The sequence below is a fragment of the Rhodococcus opacus B4 genome, assembly GCF_000010805.1.
GTDB lineage: Bacteria > Actinomycetota > Actinomycetes > Mycobacteriales > Mycobacteriaceae > Rhodococcus_F > Rhodococcus_F opacus_C.
In genome coordinates this window covers 1,062,936-1,080,480 of the sequence record NC_012522.1, presented here as the reverse complement: position 1 = coordinate 1,080,480, position 17,545 = coordinate 1,062,936, and the positions used below count along the sequence as shown (strand labels likewise).

The 17,545-nt window shown below is 69.0% G+C and carries 16 protein-coding genes; 7 read left to right on the top strand and 9 right to left on the bottom strand.

The annotated features are described in order from the left end of the window. Nucleotides 1-22 precede the first annotated feature (22 nt). From rpmA to proB, 3 genes are all read left to right on the top strand, one after another. On the top strand, nucleotides 23-286 hold the full coding sequence (rpmA, locus tag ROP_RS05065) for a 50S ribosomal protein L27 (RefSeq protein ID WP_012688267.1): 264 nt from the start codon (nucleotides 23-25) through the stop codon (nucleotides 284-286). A 142-nt stretch (nucleotides 287-428) separates the two neighbouring features. Further along, entirely contained in the window at nucleotides 429-1,889 is a 1,461-nt protein-coding gene (gene obgE, locus ROP_RS05060) for a GTPase ObgE (RefSeq protein ID WP_012688266.1), read from the top strand. Continuing rightward, nucleotides 1,886-2,986 carry a glutamate 5-kinase gene (gene proB, locus ROP_RS05055; protein WP_012688265.1) on the top strand — a complete coding sequence of 367 codons (1,101 nt, stop codon included), beginning with the start codon at nucleotides 1,886-1,888 and terminating at the stop codon, nucleotides 2,984-2,986. The genes obgE and proB overlap by 4 nt, the downstream gene beginning before the upstream one ends. A 16-nt stretch (nucleotides 2,987-3,002) precedes the next feature. On the opposite strand, the gene ROP_RS05050 is transcribed toward proB, so the two are convergent. The 9 genes from ROP_RS05050 to ROP_RS05010 all read right to left on the bottom strand — a co-directional run bounded on the left by ROP_RS05050 (nucleotide 3,003) and on the right by ROP_RS05010 (nucleotide 13,013). After that, nucleotides 3,003-3,830 carry an NAD-dependent protein deacetylase gene (locus ROP_RS05050; protein WP_012688264.1) on the bottom strand — a complete coding sequence of 276 codons (828 nt, stop codon included), beginning with the start codon at nucleotides 3,828-3,830 and terminating at the stop codon, nucleotides 3,003-3,005. A 21-nt stretch (nucleotides 3,831-3,851) separates the two neighbouring features. Further along, nucleotides 3,852-4,787, bottom strand: coding sequence for a D-isomer specific 2-hydroxyacid dehydrogenase family protein (locus ROP_RS05045; protein ID WP_012688263.1), 936 nt, complete (start codon nucleotides 4,785-4,787; stop codon nucleotides 3,852-3,854). A 9-nt stretch (nucleotides 4,788-4,796) separates the two neighbouring features. Further along, on the bottom strand, nucleotides 4,797-5,195 hold the full coding sequence (locus ROP_RS05040; RefSeq protein WP_012688262.1) for an ectoine synthase: 399 nt from the start codon (nucleotides 5,193-5,195) through the stop codon (nucleotides 4,797-4,799). Between the two features lie 17 nt (nucleotides 5,196-5,212). Continuing rightward, on the bottom strand, nucleotides 5,213-6,475 hold the full coding sequence (gene ectB / locus ROP_RS05035; RefSeq protein ID WP_012688261.1) for a diaminobutyrate--2-oxoglutarate transaminase: 1,263 nt from the start codon (nucleotides 6,473-6,475) through the stop codon (nucleotides 5,213-5,215). A gap of 27 nt (nucleotides 6,476-6,502) precedes the next feature. Continuing rightward, on the bottom strand, nucleotides 6,503-7,015 hold the full coding sequence (gene ectA / locus ROP_RS05030; RefSeq protein WP_012688260.1) for a diaminobutyrate acetyltransferase: 513 nt from the start codon (nucleotides 7,013-7,015) through the stop codon (nucleotides 6,503-6,505). 151 nt (nucleotides 7,016-7,166) lie between these two features. Next, nucleotides 7,167-9,266, bottom strand: coding sequence for a RecQ family ATP-dependent DNA helicase (locus ROP_RS05025; RefSeq protein WP_012688259.1), 2,100 nt, complete (start codon nucleotides 9,264-9,266; stop codon nucleotides 7,167-7,169). Nucleotides 9,267-9,322: 56 nt separating this feature from the next. Further along, on the bottom strand, nucleotides 9,323-10,189 hold the full coding sequence (locus ROP_RS05020; RefSeq protein ID WP_012688258.1) for a ribokinase: 867 nt from the start codon (nucleotides 10,187-10,189) through the stop codon (nucleotides 9,323-9,325). Between the two features lie 9 nt (nucleotides 10,190-10,198). Further along, nucleotides 10,199-11,668: an MFS transporter gene (locus ROP_RS05015; RefSeq protein ID WP_012688257.1), complete on the bottom strand. Its 1,470-nt coding sequence runs from the start codon at nucleotides 11,666-11,668 to the stop codon at nucleotides 10,199-10,201. Between the two features lie 244 nt (nucleotides 11,669-11,912). Further along, nucleotides 11,913-13,013 (bottom strand): NADH:flavin oxidoreductase/NADH oxidase, encoded by a 1,101-nt coding sequence (locus ROP_RS05010; protein ID WP_012688256.1) that lies wholly within the window; start codon nucleotides 13,011-13,013, stop codon nucleotides 11,913-11,915. A gap of 113 nt (nucleotides 13,014-13,126) precedes the next feature. Here ROP_RS05010 and ROP_RS05005 point away from each other — a divergent pair, with 113 nt between their 5' ends. From ROP_RS05005 to nadD, 4 genes are all read left to right on the top strand, one after another. Next, nucleotides 13,127-14,407: a glutamate-5-semialdehyde dehydrogenase gene (locus ROP_RS05005; RefSeq protein WP_012688255.1), complete on the top strand. Its 1,281-nt coding sequence runs from the start codon at nucleotides 13,127-13,129 to the stop codon at nucleotides 14,405-14,407. Between the two features lie 64 nt (nucleotides 14,408-14,471). Continuing rightward, nucleotides 14,472-15,353 carry an AAA family ATPase gene (locus ROP_RS05000; protein WP_012688254.1) on the top strand — a complete coding sequence of 294 codons (882 nt, stop codon included), beginning with the start codon at nucleotides 14,472-14,474 and terminating at the stop codon, nucleotides 15,351-15,353. Between the two features lie 9 nt (nucleotides 15,354-15,362). Continuing rightward, nucleotides 15,363-16,823 (top strand): vWA domain-containing protein, encoded by a 1,461-nt coding sequence (locus ROP_RS04995; protein WP_012688253.1) that lies wholly within the window; start codon nucleotides 15,363-15,365, stop codon nucleotides 16,821-16,823. A 19-nt stretch (nucleotides 16,824-16,842) separates the two neighbouring features. Next, a complete protein-coding gene (gene nadD / locus ROP_RS04990) occupies nucleotides 16,843-17,538 on the top strand; it encodes a nicotinate-nucleotide adenylyltransferase (RefSeq protein ID WP_080512439.1) in 696 nt (231 codons plus the stop codon). The last annotated feature ends 7 nt before the right edge of the window (nucleotides 17,539-17,545 follow it).

The window sequence follows — 17,545 nt, the reverse complement described above, 5'->3', positions numbered from 1 at the left end:
TCACCCGAGGAGGGTCAAGAACATGGCACATAAGAAGGGTGCATCCAGCTCCCGTAACGGTCGCGATTCAAATGCTCAGCGACTCGGCGTCAAGCGTTTCGGCGGCCAGTCCGTCAGCGCCGGCGAGATCCTGGTGCGTCAGCGCGGAACCCACTTCCACCCCGGCGTCAACGTCGGTCGTGGCGGCGACGACACGCTCTTCGCTCTCTCCGCCGGTGCCGTCGAGTTCGGCACCAAGCGTGGACGCAAGACCGTGAACATCGTTCCGGCGGCGGCAGAGGTCTAGTCCTGCCGCGAGTATGCATCGTCCCGTGAGGGGCGTTTCAAGCTCCCAATAGGGGCGGACCTGGGTCGAGATACCCGGTCCGCCCCTATTGTTTGTTTCAGAGTGAGATCAACACAATTGACTGAGGAAGGATCCGGCAGTCATGTCCCGATTCATTGACCGCGTCGTGCTGCACGTCAGCGCCGGAAAAGGCGGCAATGGCTGCGCCTCCGTACACCGGGAGAAGTTCAAACCGCTCGGTGGCCCGGACGGCGGCAACGGCGGGCGTGGCGGTGACGTCGTGCTCGAGGTGGACGGCAACGTCCACACCCTCCTCGACTTCCATTTCCACCCCCACGCCAAGGCCACCAACGGCAAGCAGGGGATGGGAAGCAACCGCGACGGCGCCCAGGGCGACGACCTGATCCTGAAGGTCCCCGACGGCACCGTCGTCCTCGACGAGGACGGCCGGATCCTCGCCGACCTCATCGGCGTGGGCACCCGGTTCGAGGCCGCCCAGGGCGGCCGCGGAGGACTCGGCAACGCGGCCCTCTCGTCGAAGGCGCGCAAGGCGCCGGGCTTCGCCCTCCTCGGCGAGGACGGCGTCGAGCGGGAACTGGTCCTCGAACTCAAGTCCGTGGCCGATGTCGGGCTGGTCGGATTCCCGTCGGCGGGCAAGTCCTCGCTGGTGTCCGTGCTGTCGGCGGCCAAGCCGAAGATCGCCGACTACCCGTTCACGACCCTCGTGCCGAACCTCGGCGTGGTGTCGAGCGGCGACACCACGTTCACCGTGGCCGACGTGCCCGGGCTGATCCCCGGCGCGAGCGACGGCCGCGGACTGGGACTGGACTTCCTGCGGCACCTCGAGCGATGCGCCGTGCTGGCCCACGTCGTCGACTGCGCGACCCTCGACCCGGGCCGGGACCCGGTCTCCGACATCGATGCGCTCGAGGCGGAACTCGCTGCGTACAAGGGCGCGCTGTCCGGGGACACCGGCCTCGGTGACCTCGCGGACCGGCCCCGCATCGTGATCCTGAACAAGGCCGATGTTCCCGAGGCGGCCGAGCTGGCCGAAATGGTGACTCCCGACCTCGAGGCCCGAGGATGGCCGATCTTCACGATCTCGGCGGTCAGCCGAGAGGGGTTGCGCCCGTTGACCTTCGCGCTGGCGAAGCTGGTCGCGGACTATCGCGAGGCGCACCCGAAGGCGGCGCCGAAGCGTCAAGTGATCCGTCCGGTGATCGCCAACGAGAACAGCTTCAGCGTCGTCGCCGATCCCGAGATCCCCGGCGGGTTCATCGTCCGCGGCACCCGCCCGGAGCGCTGGGTGCGGCAGACACAGTTCGACAACGACGAGGCCGTGGGTTACCTAGCCGACCGCCTGGCGCGGCTCGGTGTGGAAACCGAACTCGTCAAGCAGGGTGCGGAGCCGGGCGCGTCCGTCACGATCGGCGACGTGAGCTTCGACTGGGAACCCCAGACACCGGCCGGTGTCGACCTCACCCGCACCGGGCGCGGCACCGACCCGCGTCTGGATCAGGTGGAGCGCATCGGCGCGACCGAGCGCAAGCACGCATCCAGGGTCCGTCGCGGTCTCGAAGGCCTCGACCCCGAAGACCAGTGAGCGCCACCCGGCGCACGGTCGCGTCGGCGGGCAGCATCGTGGTGAAGATCGGCTCGTCGGCGCTGACCAGTCTGGTCGGCGGCCTCGACGTCGGTCGCCTCGATGCGCTGGCCGATGCGATCGAGGCACGGATGCGTGCCGGTTCCGACGTGGTCGTCGTGTCTTCCGGGGCCGTGGGCGCGGGTCTGGCCCCGCTGGGGCTGACCAAGCGTCCACGGGACCTGGCGACGAAGCAGGCCGCCGCGAGTGTCGGCCAGCTGGCGCTGGCCCACGCCTGGGGAACGTCGTTCGCCCGGTACGGGCGCACGGTGGGGCAGGTGCTGCTCACCGCGGACGACATCGCCCGCCGCGCACAGCACCGCAACGCGCAGCGCACCCTCGACCGACTGCGCGCCCTGCACGCGGTCGCGATCGTCAACGAGAACGACACCGTCGCCACCGCGGAACTGCGATTCGGTGACAACGACCGGCTCGCCGCCCTCGTCGCGCACCTGGTCGGCGCCGACGCACTGGTGCTGCTGTCGGACGTCGACGGGCTGTACGACGGCGACCCCCGCAAGGGCAACGCGACGCTGATTCCCGAGGTGAACAGCCCCGAAGACCTGGACGGGGTGGTCGCGGGCTCGGGCGGCGCCCTCGGCACCGGCGGGATGGCCTCCAAGCTGTCGGCCGCGCGCCTCGCGGCCGATGCCGGGGTACCCGTGCTGCTCGCCGCCGCCTCGGACGCCGGCGCGGCGCTGCGGGACGCCAGTGTGGGGACCGCGTTCGCGGCCCGGCCGTCCCGGTTGTCGGCACGCAAGTTCTGGGTGCGGCACGCCGCGGACGAGCAGGGGATCCTGCACATCGACGAGGGGGCGGTCCGTGCCGTCGTCACCCGCCGGCGGTCGCTGCTGCCCGCGGGCATCACGGCGGTGTCGGGTCGGTTCTACGGCGGCGACGTCGTGTCACTCCTCGGTCCCGAGGAACGTCCCGTGGCCAGGGGAGTGGTGGCCTACGACTCGGCCGAGATCAGCGACATCCTCGGCAAGTCGACGCAGGAACTGCCTGCCGAGATGCAGCGCCCCGTGGTCCACGCCGACGACCTGGTACCGCTCTGACGGTCACGTCTGACGGTCACGCGGGCAGCGCGGACGACGCGTCGAGCAGTGCGGTGAGGGCCTCCGAGCAGCCGGCGTGCACGGTGAGGGTGGCGAACTCGTCGCCGCGCGTCGCCCCGCGGTTGACAATCGCGATGGGGATTCCGCGTTTGGCGGCGTGCCGGACGAACCGCAGTCCCGACATGACGGTGAGCGACGAGCCGGCCACCAGCAGTGCCTCGGCCTCGTCGACCACGTCGTAGGCGGCCGCGACCCGCGGTTTCGGGACGGACTCGCCGAAGTACACGATGTCGGGTTTGAGCATGCCGCCGCACGCCTCGCAGTCGACCATCCGGAAATGTTCGGTGCTGGTGATCACCGCGTCGGCGTCCGGTGCGATCTCCACTCCCTGTGCGGCGGCGACGGTTTCGGCGAAACCCGGGTTCGCACATTCGAGCCGGTCGGCGAGTGTCGCCCGCGAGATCAGAGCGCCGCACGACAGGCACCGGACCTGGGCGTACGTGCCGTGCAGGTCGATCACCCGGCGACTGCCCGCCTTGGTGTGCAGGAGGTCGACGTTCTGGGTGACGACCGCGCTCGCGACACCGGCCCGTTCGAGTCCGGCGAGGGCGCGGTGGCCGGTGTTGGGCCGGGCGGCGTCCATGTGCCGCCACCCGAGGTGGTTCCGGGCCCAGTAGTGGCGGCGGAAATCGGGGTCACCGGTGAACTGCTGATACGTCATGGGATTGCGCGGGGGCGAGTCCGGACCGCGGTAATCGGGGATCCCGGAGTCCGTCGAGATGCCGGCGCCGGTGATCACACACAGGCGCCGGCCCCCGAGTACGTCGATCAGTGGGGCGAACACGCCCTCCAGAATAGCGCCGGTTCAGTACCCGACGACGGGATCGATCAGAGCGGTGAGATTCTCACCTGCGACGAAGCGGGTGACGTTCAGCGCCACATGCTCGGCGAACGCCGGGGGGCGGACCGCAGGCGGATTGGAATCGTGCGGGGTGATGATCACGTTCGGCAGATTCCACAGCGGATGACCGTCGGGGAGCGGCTCGGGATCGGTGACATCGAGTCCCGCCCCGCCGATCGTGTTGTCCCGCAGAGCTTTCACCAATGCATTGGTGTGGACGAGTGAGCCGCGCGCGACGTTGATCACCCACGCGGTCGGTTTCATCTGCGCGAACTCCGCCGCACCGACCAGATGATGGGTGGCGTCGGTTGCGGGCGCCCCGAGCACGAAGTGATCCGCGCGGGCCCACACCTCGCCCAGGCGGGTGGTGGGCAGCGTCTCGATGGCACCCGGCACCGGGCTTCCGGAACGATTCACGGCGATCACGTCGGCCCCGACACCCGCGAGCATCGGGATCAGCGCCTTGCCGATACCGCCGGCGCCCACGATCGCGACCGTGGTCCCCCGCAGGGTGCCGACCTTCGAGAAGAACTCCTGCTGGCGCCAGGTCTTCGCCTCCAGGTGCTCGGGGAGCGCCCGCACCCCGGCCAGCAGCAGCGTCAGCGCGTGCTCGGCCACGGTCGCGGCGAACGCGCCCGCCGCCGACGTCCACAGCACGGTGGAGTCGGGTCTGATCACCTTCGCGGCGAACCACTCCTCGACACCCGCGGAGTTCAACTGCACCCAGCGGATGTTCTCGGGAAGCGGATCCGGGAACCCGATCGGACCCGTGGTCCAGACCAGGGCGTCCGCGGACTCGAGGGGTGCCACACGGGCACCGCCCCGGCGCACCGCATCCTCGAGGAGCGGGTCCGGGGCGGGTCCGATGGCTATAGCTGGAACAGCAGCGTCGTCGGCCATGGGTCGAACTTACGCGGGAACCTCGATCAAGGGGTAGACACCGTTTTCGTCGTGGACCTCACGGCCCGTGACGGGCGGGTTGAACACGCACAGCATGCGCATTTCGGTCTCGGGCTCGACACGGTGACGCTCGTGTCCGTTGAGCAGGTACATCGAACCGGGGCCGAGTTCGTAGACCTTGTCGTTGTCGAGGTCGATCAATTTGCCGGTTCCCTCGACGAGCCAGACGGCCTCGACGTGGTTGGCGTAGTGGAACTCGTTGACCGAACCCGCTTTGATCGTGGTCTCGTGGAACGAGAAACCCACTTTGTCGCCGCCGAGGATGATGCGCTTGCTGCGCCAGTTGCCGTCCTCGCTGGTGATGTCCCGCTCGGTGTCGGTGATTTCTGCGGTGGTGCGAACGATCATGTGTGTCAGTCCTCTCTCTAGCTGCAGACCTTGCCGGTGGCGTCGGCGAGAATGGCCAGGCCGTGGTCCAGTTCCTCGTCGGTGATGGTGAGCGCCGGCAGGAGCTTGACCACCTCGTCGGACGGTCCGGACGTCTCCGCGAGCAGCCCCTCGTCGAAGGCGAGCGTGCAGACCTTGCCCGCGTGCTCGGGCTCCTCGAACACGAGCCCCTGGACGAGGCCGCGACCGCGGGTGGAGACGGAACCCTCGAACTGGTTCGCCAGCTCGGTGAACGCCTGGTGGATCTTCTCGCCCTTGGCCAGTGTCGACTTGTGCAGGGTGTCGTCGGACCAGTAGTGGTCCAGGGCGACCTTCGACGTGACGAACGACGGGTTGTTGCCACGGAACGTACCGTTGTGCTCGCCCGGGCCCCACACGTCCAGCTCGCGCTTGAACAGGGTCAGCGCCATCGGGAGGCCGTACCCGCCGATGGACTTCGACAGGCAGACGATGTCCGGGGTGATGCCGGCGATCTCGAAGGAGAAGAACGGCCCGGTGCGCCCGCAGCCCATCTGGACGTCGTCGACGATCAGCAGGATGTCGCGCTCGGCGCACAGGTCCGCGAGGGCGCGCAGCCACTCGGGGCGGGCGACGTTGACGCCGCCCTCACCCTGCACCGTCTCGACGATCACGGCGGCCGGGCGGTTCAGGCCACTGCCCGAATCGTCGAGCACGCGGGAGAACCAGTGGAAGTCCTCGGTGACTCCGTCGAAGTAGTTGTCGAACGGCATCGGGGTGGCGTGCACCAGCGGGATTCCGGCGCCGGCGCGCTTCATCGAGTTACCGGTGACCGACAGGGCGCCGAGCGTCATGCCGTGGAAGGCGTTGGTGAAGTTGATGATCGACGAACGACCCGTCACCTTGCGCGCCAGTTTCAGTGCGGCCTCGACCGTGTTGGTGCCGGTGGGTCCGGGGAACTGGACCTTGTAGTCGAGGCCTCGCGGTTTCAAGATCTTCTCTTCGAAGGTCTCGAGCAGGTTGCGTTTGGCCACGGTCGACATGTCGAGACCGTGCGTGATGCCGTCGCCGACGATGTAGTCGACGAGCGCCGACTTCAGGACCGGGTTGTTGTGGCCGTAGTTCAGCGAACCGGCGCCGGCGAAGAAGTCGAGGTAGTCGCGGCCGTTCTCGTCGCGGATCCACGAGCCGGACGCCGACTCGAACACGGCGGGCCAGCCGCGGCTGTAGCTGCGAACCTCGGACTCGAGGCTCTCGAAGATGTTCGTATCAAAAGTAGTCATGTTGCTGCATTCCTCCGGGGCATGCTCTTAGCCGATCGTGTACAGATCTTCGGCTTCGTGTCCATCGGGAAAATCATTAGGGGAGAACAGATCCTGCTTGGTGATCGCCGTATCTCGGCGACGCGCCAATGCGGTGAACAGCGCGATCGACGCTTCGTTGTCGGGGCTGATCGTCGTCTCGAGGTGGGTAATGCCTTCGGGCGCAAGTCGATCGAGCAGCGCGCCCAGCATGCGACCTGCAATTCCCTTGCCGCGCTGGTCTGCGTCTACGGCAACTTGCCAGACGAACAGCGTCGCTGGGGATTCGGGGCGGATGAACCCCGTGACGAACCCCACGACGCGCTCGTCGACGACTGCGACGACCGACGAGCGGCTGAAATCTCTGCACCACAACAGGTATGCGTAGCTCGAATTGAGATCGAGCACTTCCGTGTTCCTGGCGATCTCCCAGAGCCGGACTCCGTCAGTGATCTCGGGACTTCTGAACAACACCGCGTCCGGCGCGGTGGTCGGGTTGGCACTCTTCTGAACAGGCGTCATTGGAAATTCGAACCTAACAACCATCCCCCTCGATTTCACGTGCCTCGCGAAATTGGACAGTTCAGGCGGCAGAGCTTTGCAGGTGAGACGTGCAAAGTGATGCTCATCACAATATGTAACTTTTGGGTAAATCGCAAGCGACACACTTCGCCTATTTGAGACTCGCGAGCGCGAAGGGGAGGACGGACGTGGCACCCGCCGCGAGAACCGTTCTGGCGGCCATCGTGAGCGTCCAGCCGGTGTCGGTGAGGGTGTCGACGAGCAGCACCGGACCGGTGCCGTCGGGAAGGTGGGGGGCCTCCCAGGCGTCGACGAGCCCGGCGACCCGGTAGGCGGAATTGGCCGCGGACACCGGCGGGTGTTCGGGGCGCAGCCGCAGAACCCCCAGGTCGGTGAGGCGTCCGACGGCCGCGAGCTGCCCCGCGACCGACGCCGACAGGAGCGGGTGGGTGGCCGATTCGACCGCCATCACCGCGGTGGGCCGCTCGGCCCAGTCCCAGGAGGCCAGCACCTGGATGCAGGCCTTCAGGACCGCGTCGGGGGCCGGCCCGTCCGGTTCGTCGAGAAGGGCGCGCAGCCGCTGACCCCAGCCCAGATCGGACAGCCGGCCCAGGACCCGCCCCGGCTCGGGGCCGTCGGAAATCTTTCCGGACAGCGTCACCCCGAGCTTCGCGAGCCCCGTGGGCCACTGTTTACGGGGCGCCAGATCCACGCCGGGGCGCTCGAGGCGCGCTCTGGTCTGTTGCACCGCCTCGGCGTCGACGGTCGCGTCGTGGCGCTCTCCGGTGCAGTTGTCGCACCGGCCGCAGTCGGACGTGCCCGCCGCCAGTCCCGGGTCGTCGAGCTGCCCGCGCAGGAACGCCATCCGGCACGTGGTGATCCGCTGGTAGTCGATCATCGCCTGCTGCTCGGATTCGCGGGCCTGCTCGAGACGCTCGTACCGGTCGGCGTCGTAAGTCCAGGGCTCCCCGGTGCCCACCCAGCCGCCCCGGACCCGGCGCACGGCGCCGTCCACGTCGAGGACCTTCAATACCATCTCCAGCCGGGTGCGGCCGAGCTCCACGAGCGGTTCGAGCGCCTGCGTGGACTGCGGCCGCTCGGTGTCGAGGACTTCGATCACCCGGCGCACCACGTGCTCGCGGGGGAACGCCACGGACGCGAAATAGCTCCAGATCTGCCGGTCCTCGGATCCGGGCAGCAGGATCACCTCGGCGCGGTCGGTGGACCGGCCCGCGCGCCCGACCTGCTGGTAGTAGGAAATGGGCGACGACGGCGCCCCGAGGTGCACGACGAACCCCAGGTCGGGCTTGTCGAACCCCATTCCCAGCGCCGACGTGGCCACGAGCGCCTTCACGCGGTTGCCGAGCAGGTCCTGCTCGAGAGTCTCGCGCTCGGCGGCGTCGGTCTGCCCGGTATATGCGGCGACCGTGTGCCCCTGCTCGGACAGCAGGCTCGCCAGATCCCGGGCCGCCGACACGGTGAGCGCGTAGATGATGCCCGACCCGGGCAGGCTGTCGAGCTTCTGGGCGAGCCACGCGGCCCGGGCGGTGGCCTCCGGAATCTGCACGACCGACAGGTGCAGCGATTCGCGTTCGAGGCCGCCGCGCAGGACGAGGGTTTCCGCGCCGCCCACCCCGAGCTGCGTGGAGACGTCGGAGACGACGCGGTCGTTCGCGGTGGCCGTGGTGGCCAGCACGGGGATGCCCTCGCCCAGCTCCGCGATGAGCGTGCGGATCCGCCGGTAGTCGGGGCGGAAGTCGTGACCCCAGTCGGACACGCAGTGCGCCTCGTCGACCACGACGAGGCCGGCGTCGGCGGCGAGGGAGGGCAGCACCTGGTCGCGGAAGTCGGGGTTGTTGAGACGCTCGGGGCTGACGAGCAGCACGTCGAGTTCGTTGTCCGCGACCCTGGAGTGGATGTCGTCCCACTCGGTGACGTTCCCGGAATTGATGGTGGCGGCGCGCACACCGGCGCGCTCGGCGGAGGCCACCTGGTTGCGCATGAGTGCCAGGAGCGGCGACACGATGACCGTGGGACCGTGTCCGTGCGCCCGGAGGAGCTTCGCCGCGATGAAGTAGACCGCCGACTTGCCCCAGCCCGTCCGCTGGACGACGAGCGCCCGTCTGCGGCCCACCACCAGCGCCTCGATCGCCGTCCACTGGTCGTCGCGGAGGGTGGCGTGCTCGCCTGCCAGCTCGCGGAGCAGCCGTTCGGCCTCGTCACGGAGTGCGGGTTCGGTGGCGGTCGTCATGCCCCCATGGTGCACGACCGGGGTGACACGGACGTTGCGGGCGAGTGCCCGGACGCTCAGCCGGCCAGGGCCGCCTCGATCTCGGCGAGGGTGGGAGACGACGTGGACGCGCCGCGGCGGGTGGTCGCGAGTGCGCCCGCCGTGCACGCGAACGGGACGGCGGTCTCGGGGCCGCCGCGCCACGACACGCTGAGGGCGCCCGCGAAGGCGTCGCCCGCGCCGGTCGTGTCGACCACCTCGACCACCGGGGAGTCGGCGTGGAGCGCGGCACCGTCGCGGCCCGCGTAGTCCGCGCCCGACGACCCCAGCGTGGTGACGACGTGGGAGACGGCGCCGGTGACCTCGGCGCCGAGTTGCGCGGCCTCGGTCTGGTTCACCAGCAGCACGTCGATCAGCTCCACGAGCTCGGGTGGAAGTGTCTGCGCCGGTGACGGATTCACCATCACCACGGTGCCGTGGGCCGCGGCGTGCGTCGCGGCGGCCACCACGGTGCCCAGGGGTATCTCGAGTTGGCAGAGCAGGACGTCGGCGTCCGCGACCGCCGCGAGTTCGGCGGGTGTCAGGTCCGCCACGGTGCTGTTGGCGCCCGGCACCACGACGATGCTGTTCTCCCCGGCGGCGTCGACCGTGATCGCCGCGATCCCGCTCGGCCCGTCGACCTCCCGCAGGTACCGGGTGTCGACCTCGGCGTCGACGAGGGCCTGCCGCAGGTCGAGGGCGAACACGTCGGAGCCGACCGCGCCGATGAACGTCACGGCCCCGCCCGCCCGCGCCGCGGCGATCGCCTGGTTGGCGCCCTTTCCGCCGGGGGTGGCGGCGAAGGCGCTGCCCAGGATCGTCTCCCCGGGCCCGGGCAACCGCTCGGTCGCCGTCAGCAGATCCATGTTGACGCTGCCGACCACGGCGACCCTGGGAGCGGACATCTTCCGAGACTAACCCGCGTCGGCGGCCGCCGTCTCCTGTGCGGGTGTCGCGGATGCCTCGCCCTTGGTGCGGCGGAGACGCTTCAGGATGCGCCGCGCCTCGGCGTCCGTGGACACGGCGGGCGGCGAACCCTCGAGGGGCTTGCGGGCGGTCTCCGAGATGAGCAGCACCGCGATCCCGCCGACGACCGCCGCGGCCATCATGTACATCGGCGCGACGAGGTCGCTGCCCGTCGCGTCCTGCAACGCCGTGAGCACCAGGGGAGTGGTGCCACCGAAGATCGACACCGCGAGGTTGTATCCGATCGCGAGGCCGCCGTAGCGGATCCCGGTGGGGAACAGCGCGGGGAGAACCGACGGGAACACGCCGACGAACAGCAGCAACAGGCCGCCGAGGATCGCGAGGCCGAGGAACACGGTGAAGTAGTGGCCGACCCCGATCAGCAGGTACGCAGGCAGCGACAGCGCGAAGAACCCGACGAAACCGGCCAGCAGCAACGGTTTACGACCGACCCGGTCGGACAGCTTTCCGACGAAACTGATCGCCACCATCATGATGAGCATCACGATGATCATGAGGACGAGGCCGTGCGATTCGTCGTAGCCGAGCGTGTTCGACAGGTACGTCGGCATGTAGCTGAGCAGGCCGTAGTGCGCGATGTTGTAGGTGGCCACCAGGATCACGCACAGCACCAGCGGACGCCAGTTCTCCACCAGCGTCTCGCGCAGTTTGCGTCCCGTGGATTCGTCTGCGAGCGAACGTTCTTCGGCCTGCTCCATCTGCTGGAATGCCGGCGTCTCCTCGAGCCGCAACCGCAGGTACAGGCCGATCAGGCCCAGCGGTCCGGCGAGCAGGAACGGAATCCGCCACGCCCAGTCGACCAGGGCGTCGGCGCTCACCACGGTGCTGATGATCGTGACCAGGCCCGCGGCCGCGACATACCCGGCGAGGGTGCCGAATTCGAGGAAGCTCGCGAAGAACCCGCGGCGCTTGTCCGGTGCGTACTCGGCGACGAACGTGCTGGCGCCGCCGTACTCGCCGCCCGTGGAGAATCCCTGTACGAGCCGGAACAGGACCAGCAGGATCGGTGCCACGAGCCCGATGGATCCGTAACTCGGGATCAGGCCGATGGCGAACGTGCTGCCCGCCATCAGGATGATCGTGGTGGCGAGCACCTTCTTGCGGCCGATCCGGTCGCCGAGCGGACCGAAGAACAGTCCACCGAGGGGGCGGACCACGAAGGCCGCGGCGAAGATCGCGAACGTCGACAGCAGCTGTGCGGTGCCGCTGGCCTCGGGAAAGAAGACCTTGCCGATCGTGGTCGCCAGGTAGGCGTACACGCCGAAGTCGAACCACTCCATGGCGTTACCGAGCATGGTGGCCTTGACGGCGCGTTTGACGGAGGCCTCGTCGGTGACCGTGACATCAGGTGATTCGGCCACCTCGGCCGACGTGATCGAGTGATCTGGTGCATTCATGTCGTGCGCTCCCCAGCGCAGTTATCACCCGCACGGGGCACGTACCTGATGCACGCATCTTTTCGTCGCCCGCACGGCGATTGCTGGTCGGGTTCGGCAACCCACGGCCCTTCGGCGCGATGCGGCCCCCGCCGATCGGCTCTGGCTCGTGGGTCGGTCCCGCTCCACCGTCCGGGGGTGCGGGACTACCAGCTGTAAGAGCGATTACCGTAGCAAAGGATGCGGCGGCCTGTCGGTTCGAGCCTCAGAACGCGCGGGCGTACTGGGCCGGAATCTGCGGCGTCACCTGGGCATTCAATGTGCGTGCCGCTTTTCGTGGCCAGTACGGGTCGCGCAGCAGTTCACGTCCGAGGAACACGGCGACGGCCTCGCCCGACTCCACGATCCGCTCGGCCTGCTCCGGCTCGGTGATGAGCCCGACCGCGGCGGCCGGGAGCAGGGTCTCGCTCTGGATGCGGCGGGCGAACGGAACCTGGTAGCCGGGGCCGACCGGGATCTGCGCGGACGCGACGCCGCCGCTGGACACGTCGACGAGGTCGACGCCCAGATCGGCGAGCGCCTGCACGAGGGCGACGGTCTGGTCCGGCGTCCAGCTGTCCGCGTCGAGCCCGGGCTCCTCGGACAGCCAGTCGGTGGCCGAGACCCGGACGAAGACCGGCAGTTCGGCCGGCCACACGCCGCGCACGGCCTCGACGACCTCCAGCAGGAGACGAGTGCGGCCCGCGAAGCTGCCGCCGTACCCGTCGGTGCGGTGATTGCTGACCGGGGACAGGAACTGGTGCAGCAGATAGCCGTGTGCCGCATGAACTTCCACCACCTTGAAGCCGGCGCGGGACGCCCGCTCGGCGGCGGCGGCGAAATCGGCGACCACCTTCCGGATGTCCTCGTCCGTCGCCGCCGCGGGCGGGGTGTGGTCGCCGAAACCGATCGCACTCGGAGCCACCGTCCGCCACGACAGCCGGTCGTCTTCGTCGAGGCTGCCCCCGCCACGCCACGGGACGTGCGCGGAGCCCTTGCGCCCGGCGTGACCGAGCTGGATGCCGGGAACCGCGCCGAAGTGCTCGAGCTGCGCGTTGATCTGCGCGAAGGCCTCCGTCTGGGTGTCGTTCCAGATGCCGAGGTCGGCCGGGCTGATGCGACCCTCCGGGCTCACGGCCGTCGCCTCGGTGAGGATCAGGCCTGCACCGCCGATGGCCCGCGTCACCAGGTGCGTCCGGTGCCAGTCGCCCGGCACCCCCACGTCGCTGCCGGTCACGTCGGCCGAGTACTGGCACATCGGCGCCATCCACACTCGATTCGGGACGGTGACTCCACGGAAGGTGACGGGTTCGAACAACACGCTCACTGCAGCACTCCTGCCTCTGATGGTCTCGACCAGTCGCAACCCACGCGGGGGACGAAATCATTCCCGCCCTTCCCGCTCCGCGGGGTATCCGACTCTGTATATAGGCTGTCTTCATGACTGCAGTGACTTCCACCTCGTCGGCCGGTGCCACGGTGGATACCCGTGAAGCCGTCCACGCAGCGGCCCGTCGCGCCCGCACCGCGTCGCGGGTCCTCGCGCTGCTCACCACCGCGCAGAAGGATGCGGCGCTCCATGCGGCGGCCGACGCCGTGCTCGCCGCCTCCACCGACATCCTCGCCGCCAACGCCGCCGACATCGAGGCGGCCAGGGCGTCGGGCACCGAGGAGTCCCTGCTCGACCGGCTGCGGCTGACCGCGGAACGGATCGGGGGCATCGCGTCCGGCCTGCGTCAGGTGGCCGGTCTGCCCGACCCGGTCGGTGAAGTGGTGCGCGGCTCCACGCTTCCGAACGGTCTCGAACTGCGTCAGCTGCGGGTCCCGCTCGGCGTGGTGGGCATGGTGTACGAGGCCAGGCCCAACGTCACCGTCGACGCGTTCGGGCTGGCACTGAAGTCCGGCAACGCGGCCCTGCTGCGCGGTTCCTCGTCCGCGGCGAAGTCGAATGCGGCCCTGGTCGTGGCGCTGCGGACGTCGCTGGCGGCGCAGGAGCTGCCGGCGGACGCGGTGCAGTTGCTGCCGAGCGAGGACCGCTCCAGCGTGACGCACCTGATCCAGGCCCGCGGGCTGGTGGACGTCGTGATTCCCCGCGGCGGCGCCGGCCTGATCAGCGCCGTGGTGCGCGACGCGACCGTCCCGACGATCGAGACGGGCGTCGGCAACTGCCACGTCTACGTCCACGCGGCGGCCGACCTGAAGATGGCCGAACGGGTTCTGCTCAATTCCAAGACGCGGCGGCCGAGTGTCTGCAACACGGCGGAGACCGTGCTGATCGACGCCGCCATCGCCGAGACGGCGGTGCCGAAGCTCCTGCAGGCCCTCCAGATGCACAGCGTGACCGTCCACGGTGACCTGCCCGGGCTCGTGCCCGCGACGGAGTCGGACTGGTCGGAGGAGTACCTCACCCTCGACGTGGCGCTCAAGGTGGTCGACGACCTGAACGCCGCGGTCGAGCACATCGACCGATACGGCACCGGCCACACCGAGGCCATCGTGACGTCCGACCTCGCGGCCGCGCGCGAGTTCACCGCCCGGGTCGACGCCGCCGCCGTCATGGTCAACGCCTCCACCGCCTTCACGGACGGTGAGCAGATCGGATTCGGCGCCGAGATCGGGATCTCCACCCAGAAACTGCACGCCCGCGGTCCGATGGGCCTGCCCGAACTGACCTCCACCAAGTGGATCGTGTGGGGAGACGGGCACACCCGCCCGGTCTAGAACTCCACCGGACTCGCTTTCGTCACGACCCTCTGCCCGTAGCCCCCTTCTGAAAGGAGCGAGCGTGGACCGCGCACTGCCCACCACGAAGCCGTTCTTCGCCGGCGTGGACGACGTCATCGCTCGGCTCGCCGAAACCGGGTACCTGTCCGACAAGGCCACCGCGACCGCGGTGTTCCTCGCCGACCGGCTCGGCAAGCCCCTGCTCATCGAGGGTCCCGCCGGAGTCGGCAAGACCGAGCTGGCCCGCGCCGTCGCCGAGACCACCGGCGCCGAACTGGTGCGCCTGCAGTGTTACGAGGGCGTCGACGAGGCCCGCGCCCTGTACGAGTGGAATCACGCGAAGCAGATCCTGCGCATCCAGGCGGGCAGCGACCACAGCTGGGACGCCACCAAGGCGGACGTCTTCTCGGAGGAGTTCCTGCTGTCGCGGCCGTTGCTGACCGCGATCCGGCGCGAGGACCCGACGGTGCTGTTGATCGACGAGACCGACAAGGCCGACGTCGAGATCGAGGGCCTGCTCCTCGAGGTGCTCAGCGATTTCGCGGTCACCGTCCCCGAACTGGGCACCATCACCGCCACGCGCAAGCCGTTCGTCGTCCTCACCTCCAACGCCACCCGCGAACTGTCGGAGGCACTCAAGCGCCGCTGCCTGTTCCTGCATCTCGACTTCCCCGACGCCGAACTCGAGCGGAGGATCCTCGCGAGCCGGGTGCCGGAACTGCCCGAGGCAGTGGCCGAGCAGATGGTCAAGACCATCCGCGTGCTGCGCGGCATGCAGCTGAAGAAGCTGCCGTCGGTGGCCGAGACCATCGACTGGGGTCGCACCCTCCTGGCGCTCGGGCTCGACACCCTCGACGACGACGCCGTGCGCGCGACGCTGGGTGTCGTTCTCAAACACCAATCCGACCAGCTGCGGGCCGCTGCCGAGCTCCGACTGAACTGAAGGACTCCCATGGCTGCTGGTGGTCCCCCCTCGTCCCGGTCGAAGCCGGGCGGTCCCGCGGCGCCACACGGGCTGCCCGGGCACCTCGTCGACTTCGTCGAAGCGCTGCGGCGGCGTGGGATCACGGTCGGACCGTCCGAGACCGTCGACGCCGGCCAGGTGATGTCGGTCCTCGACCTGCTGGACCGCGAATCGCTGCGGGAGGGTCTCGCGTGCGCGCTGCTGCGGCGGCCCACCCACCGGCCCACCTTCGACGCGTTGTTCGAACTCTGGTTCCCGACGGCGGTCGGGAACCGGGCGGCCGGGGCGATCGACACGAGCCTGCCGCGGAACGCGAAGGGTGACATCGACTACGAGGCGCTGCGCGAGCTGATCGTCGACCTCCTCACCGACGGGTCTCCGGAGGCGATCGAACTCACCGAGCTGCTGACCGCGCAGATGGTGGAGGAACTGGGGCAGTACCAGTCGGCGAACGGCCCGTCGTTCTCCGCGTACCAGGCGCTGCGCGACGTCGCACCGGAAACCCTGCTGAAGAAGATCCTCGACGGACTCCTGGGCAATCAGCAGGACACCGGGGCCCGGACGACGGAAAGTTACGAATCCGAGGTGGCCAAGCGCACCGCCGCCCAGCGGATCGCCGACTTCCGCAAGATGATCGAAAAGGAGACGCGGCGCCGGTCGGCCGAGAACCTCGGCAAGGAACGGGTGGCGTCGTACGGCGTCCCCCGGCTCGCCGAGGAAGTCGACTTCCTGCGCGCCTCGGACGCCGAGCTGACCGCGCTGAAACGCAACGTCACCCCGCTGGCACGGCTGCTCGCCAGCCGGCTGGCCGTGCGGCGCAGCCGGGCGAGTGCCGGTTCGATCGACCTGCGGCGCACCCTGCGCAAGTCGATGTCCACCGGCGGCGTGCCCATCGACCTCGTCCAGCGCAAACCCAGGCGGGCGCGGCCCGAGCTCGTCGTGATGTGCGACGTGTCGGGTTCGGTGGCCGGTTTCAGCCACTTCACGCTGCTGCTCGTCCACGCGCTGCGGGAACAGTTCTCCCGGGTGCGGGTGTTCGCGTTCATCGACACCACCGACGAGGTCACCCGTTTCTTCGACGCGGGAGCCGACCTGGGCAGCGCCATGTCGCGGATGATCCGGGAAGCCGACCTGGTCGGCTACGACGGGCACTCCGACTACGGCAACGCGTTCGGGGTGTTCGCCGAGCGGTTCACCCAGAGCATCACGTCCCGCACGTCGCTGCTGGTGCTCGGCGACGGCCGCAACAACTACCGCGACCCGAATCTGGAGGCGCTGGCCCGACTCGTGTCGGTGGCCAAGCACGCGCACTGGCTCAACCCGGAGCCCCGCGGTCAATGGGGATCGGGCGACTCGGCGGCCAAGGTGTACAACGAGGTCATCAGCATGCACGAATGCCGATCCGCTCAGCAGCTGGCGTCGGTGGTCGCCGGATTGCTGCCGGTGTGAACCCGTAAGCTCGACACTCGTGGAACAGGGAACAACGGGCACGCGCCGGCGCCGCCTGGGAGTCATGGGCGGCACCTTCGACCCCATTCATCACGGTCACCTGGTGGCCGCCAGCGAGGTGGCCGACCGCTTCAGCCTCGACGAGGTCGTCTTCGTGCCCACCGGCAGGCCGTGGCAGAAGCAGGGCAAGGGCGTCAGCCCGGCCGAGGACCGGTACCTCATGACGGTGATCGCCACTGCGTCGAACCCTCGTTTCTCGGTCAGCCGGGTGGACGTCGACCGCGAGAAGGTCACCTACACCGTCGACACCCTGCGGGATCTGCGCAGCTACCACCCGGACGCCGAGCTGTACTTCATTACCGGTGCGGACGCCCTGGCGAGTATCCTGTCCTGGCAGGACTGGGAGGAACTGTTCTCGCTGGCGAAGTTCGTCGGGGTGTCGCGTCCGGGATTCGATCTCAACACCGAACATCTGGCCGGGCACCTGGATGCGCTGCCGGAGGACGCGGTCACGCTGATCGAGATCCCGGCTCTGGCGATCTCCTCGACGGAATGTCGGCGGCGCGCCAGTCGCCATCGTCCTGTGTGGTACCTCGTGCCGGACGGTGTGGTCCAGTACATCTCCAAACGGAACCTGTACCGGCCCCCGGACGCCGAGCGCCTCGACGGCGCGACGACGATGTCCGAACCGGCCCCGGACAAGACCAAGAGTTAGACAGCAC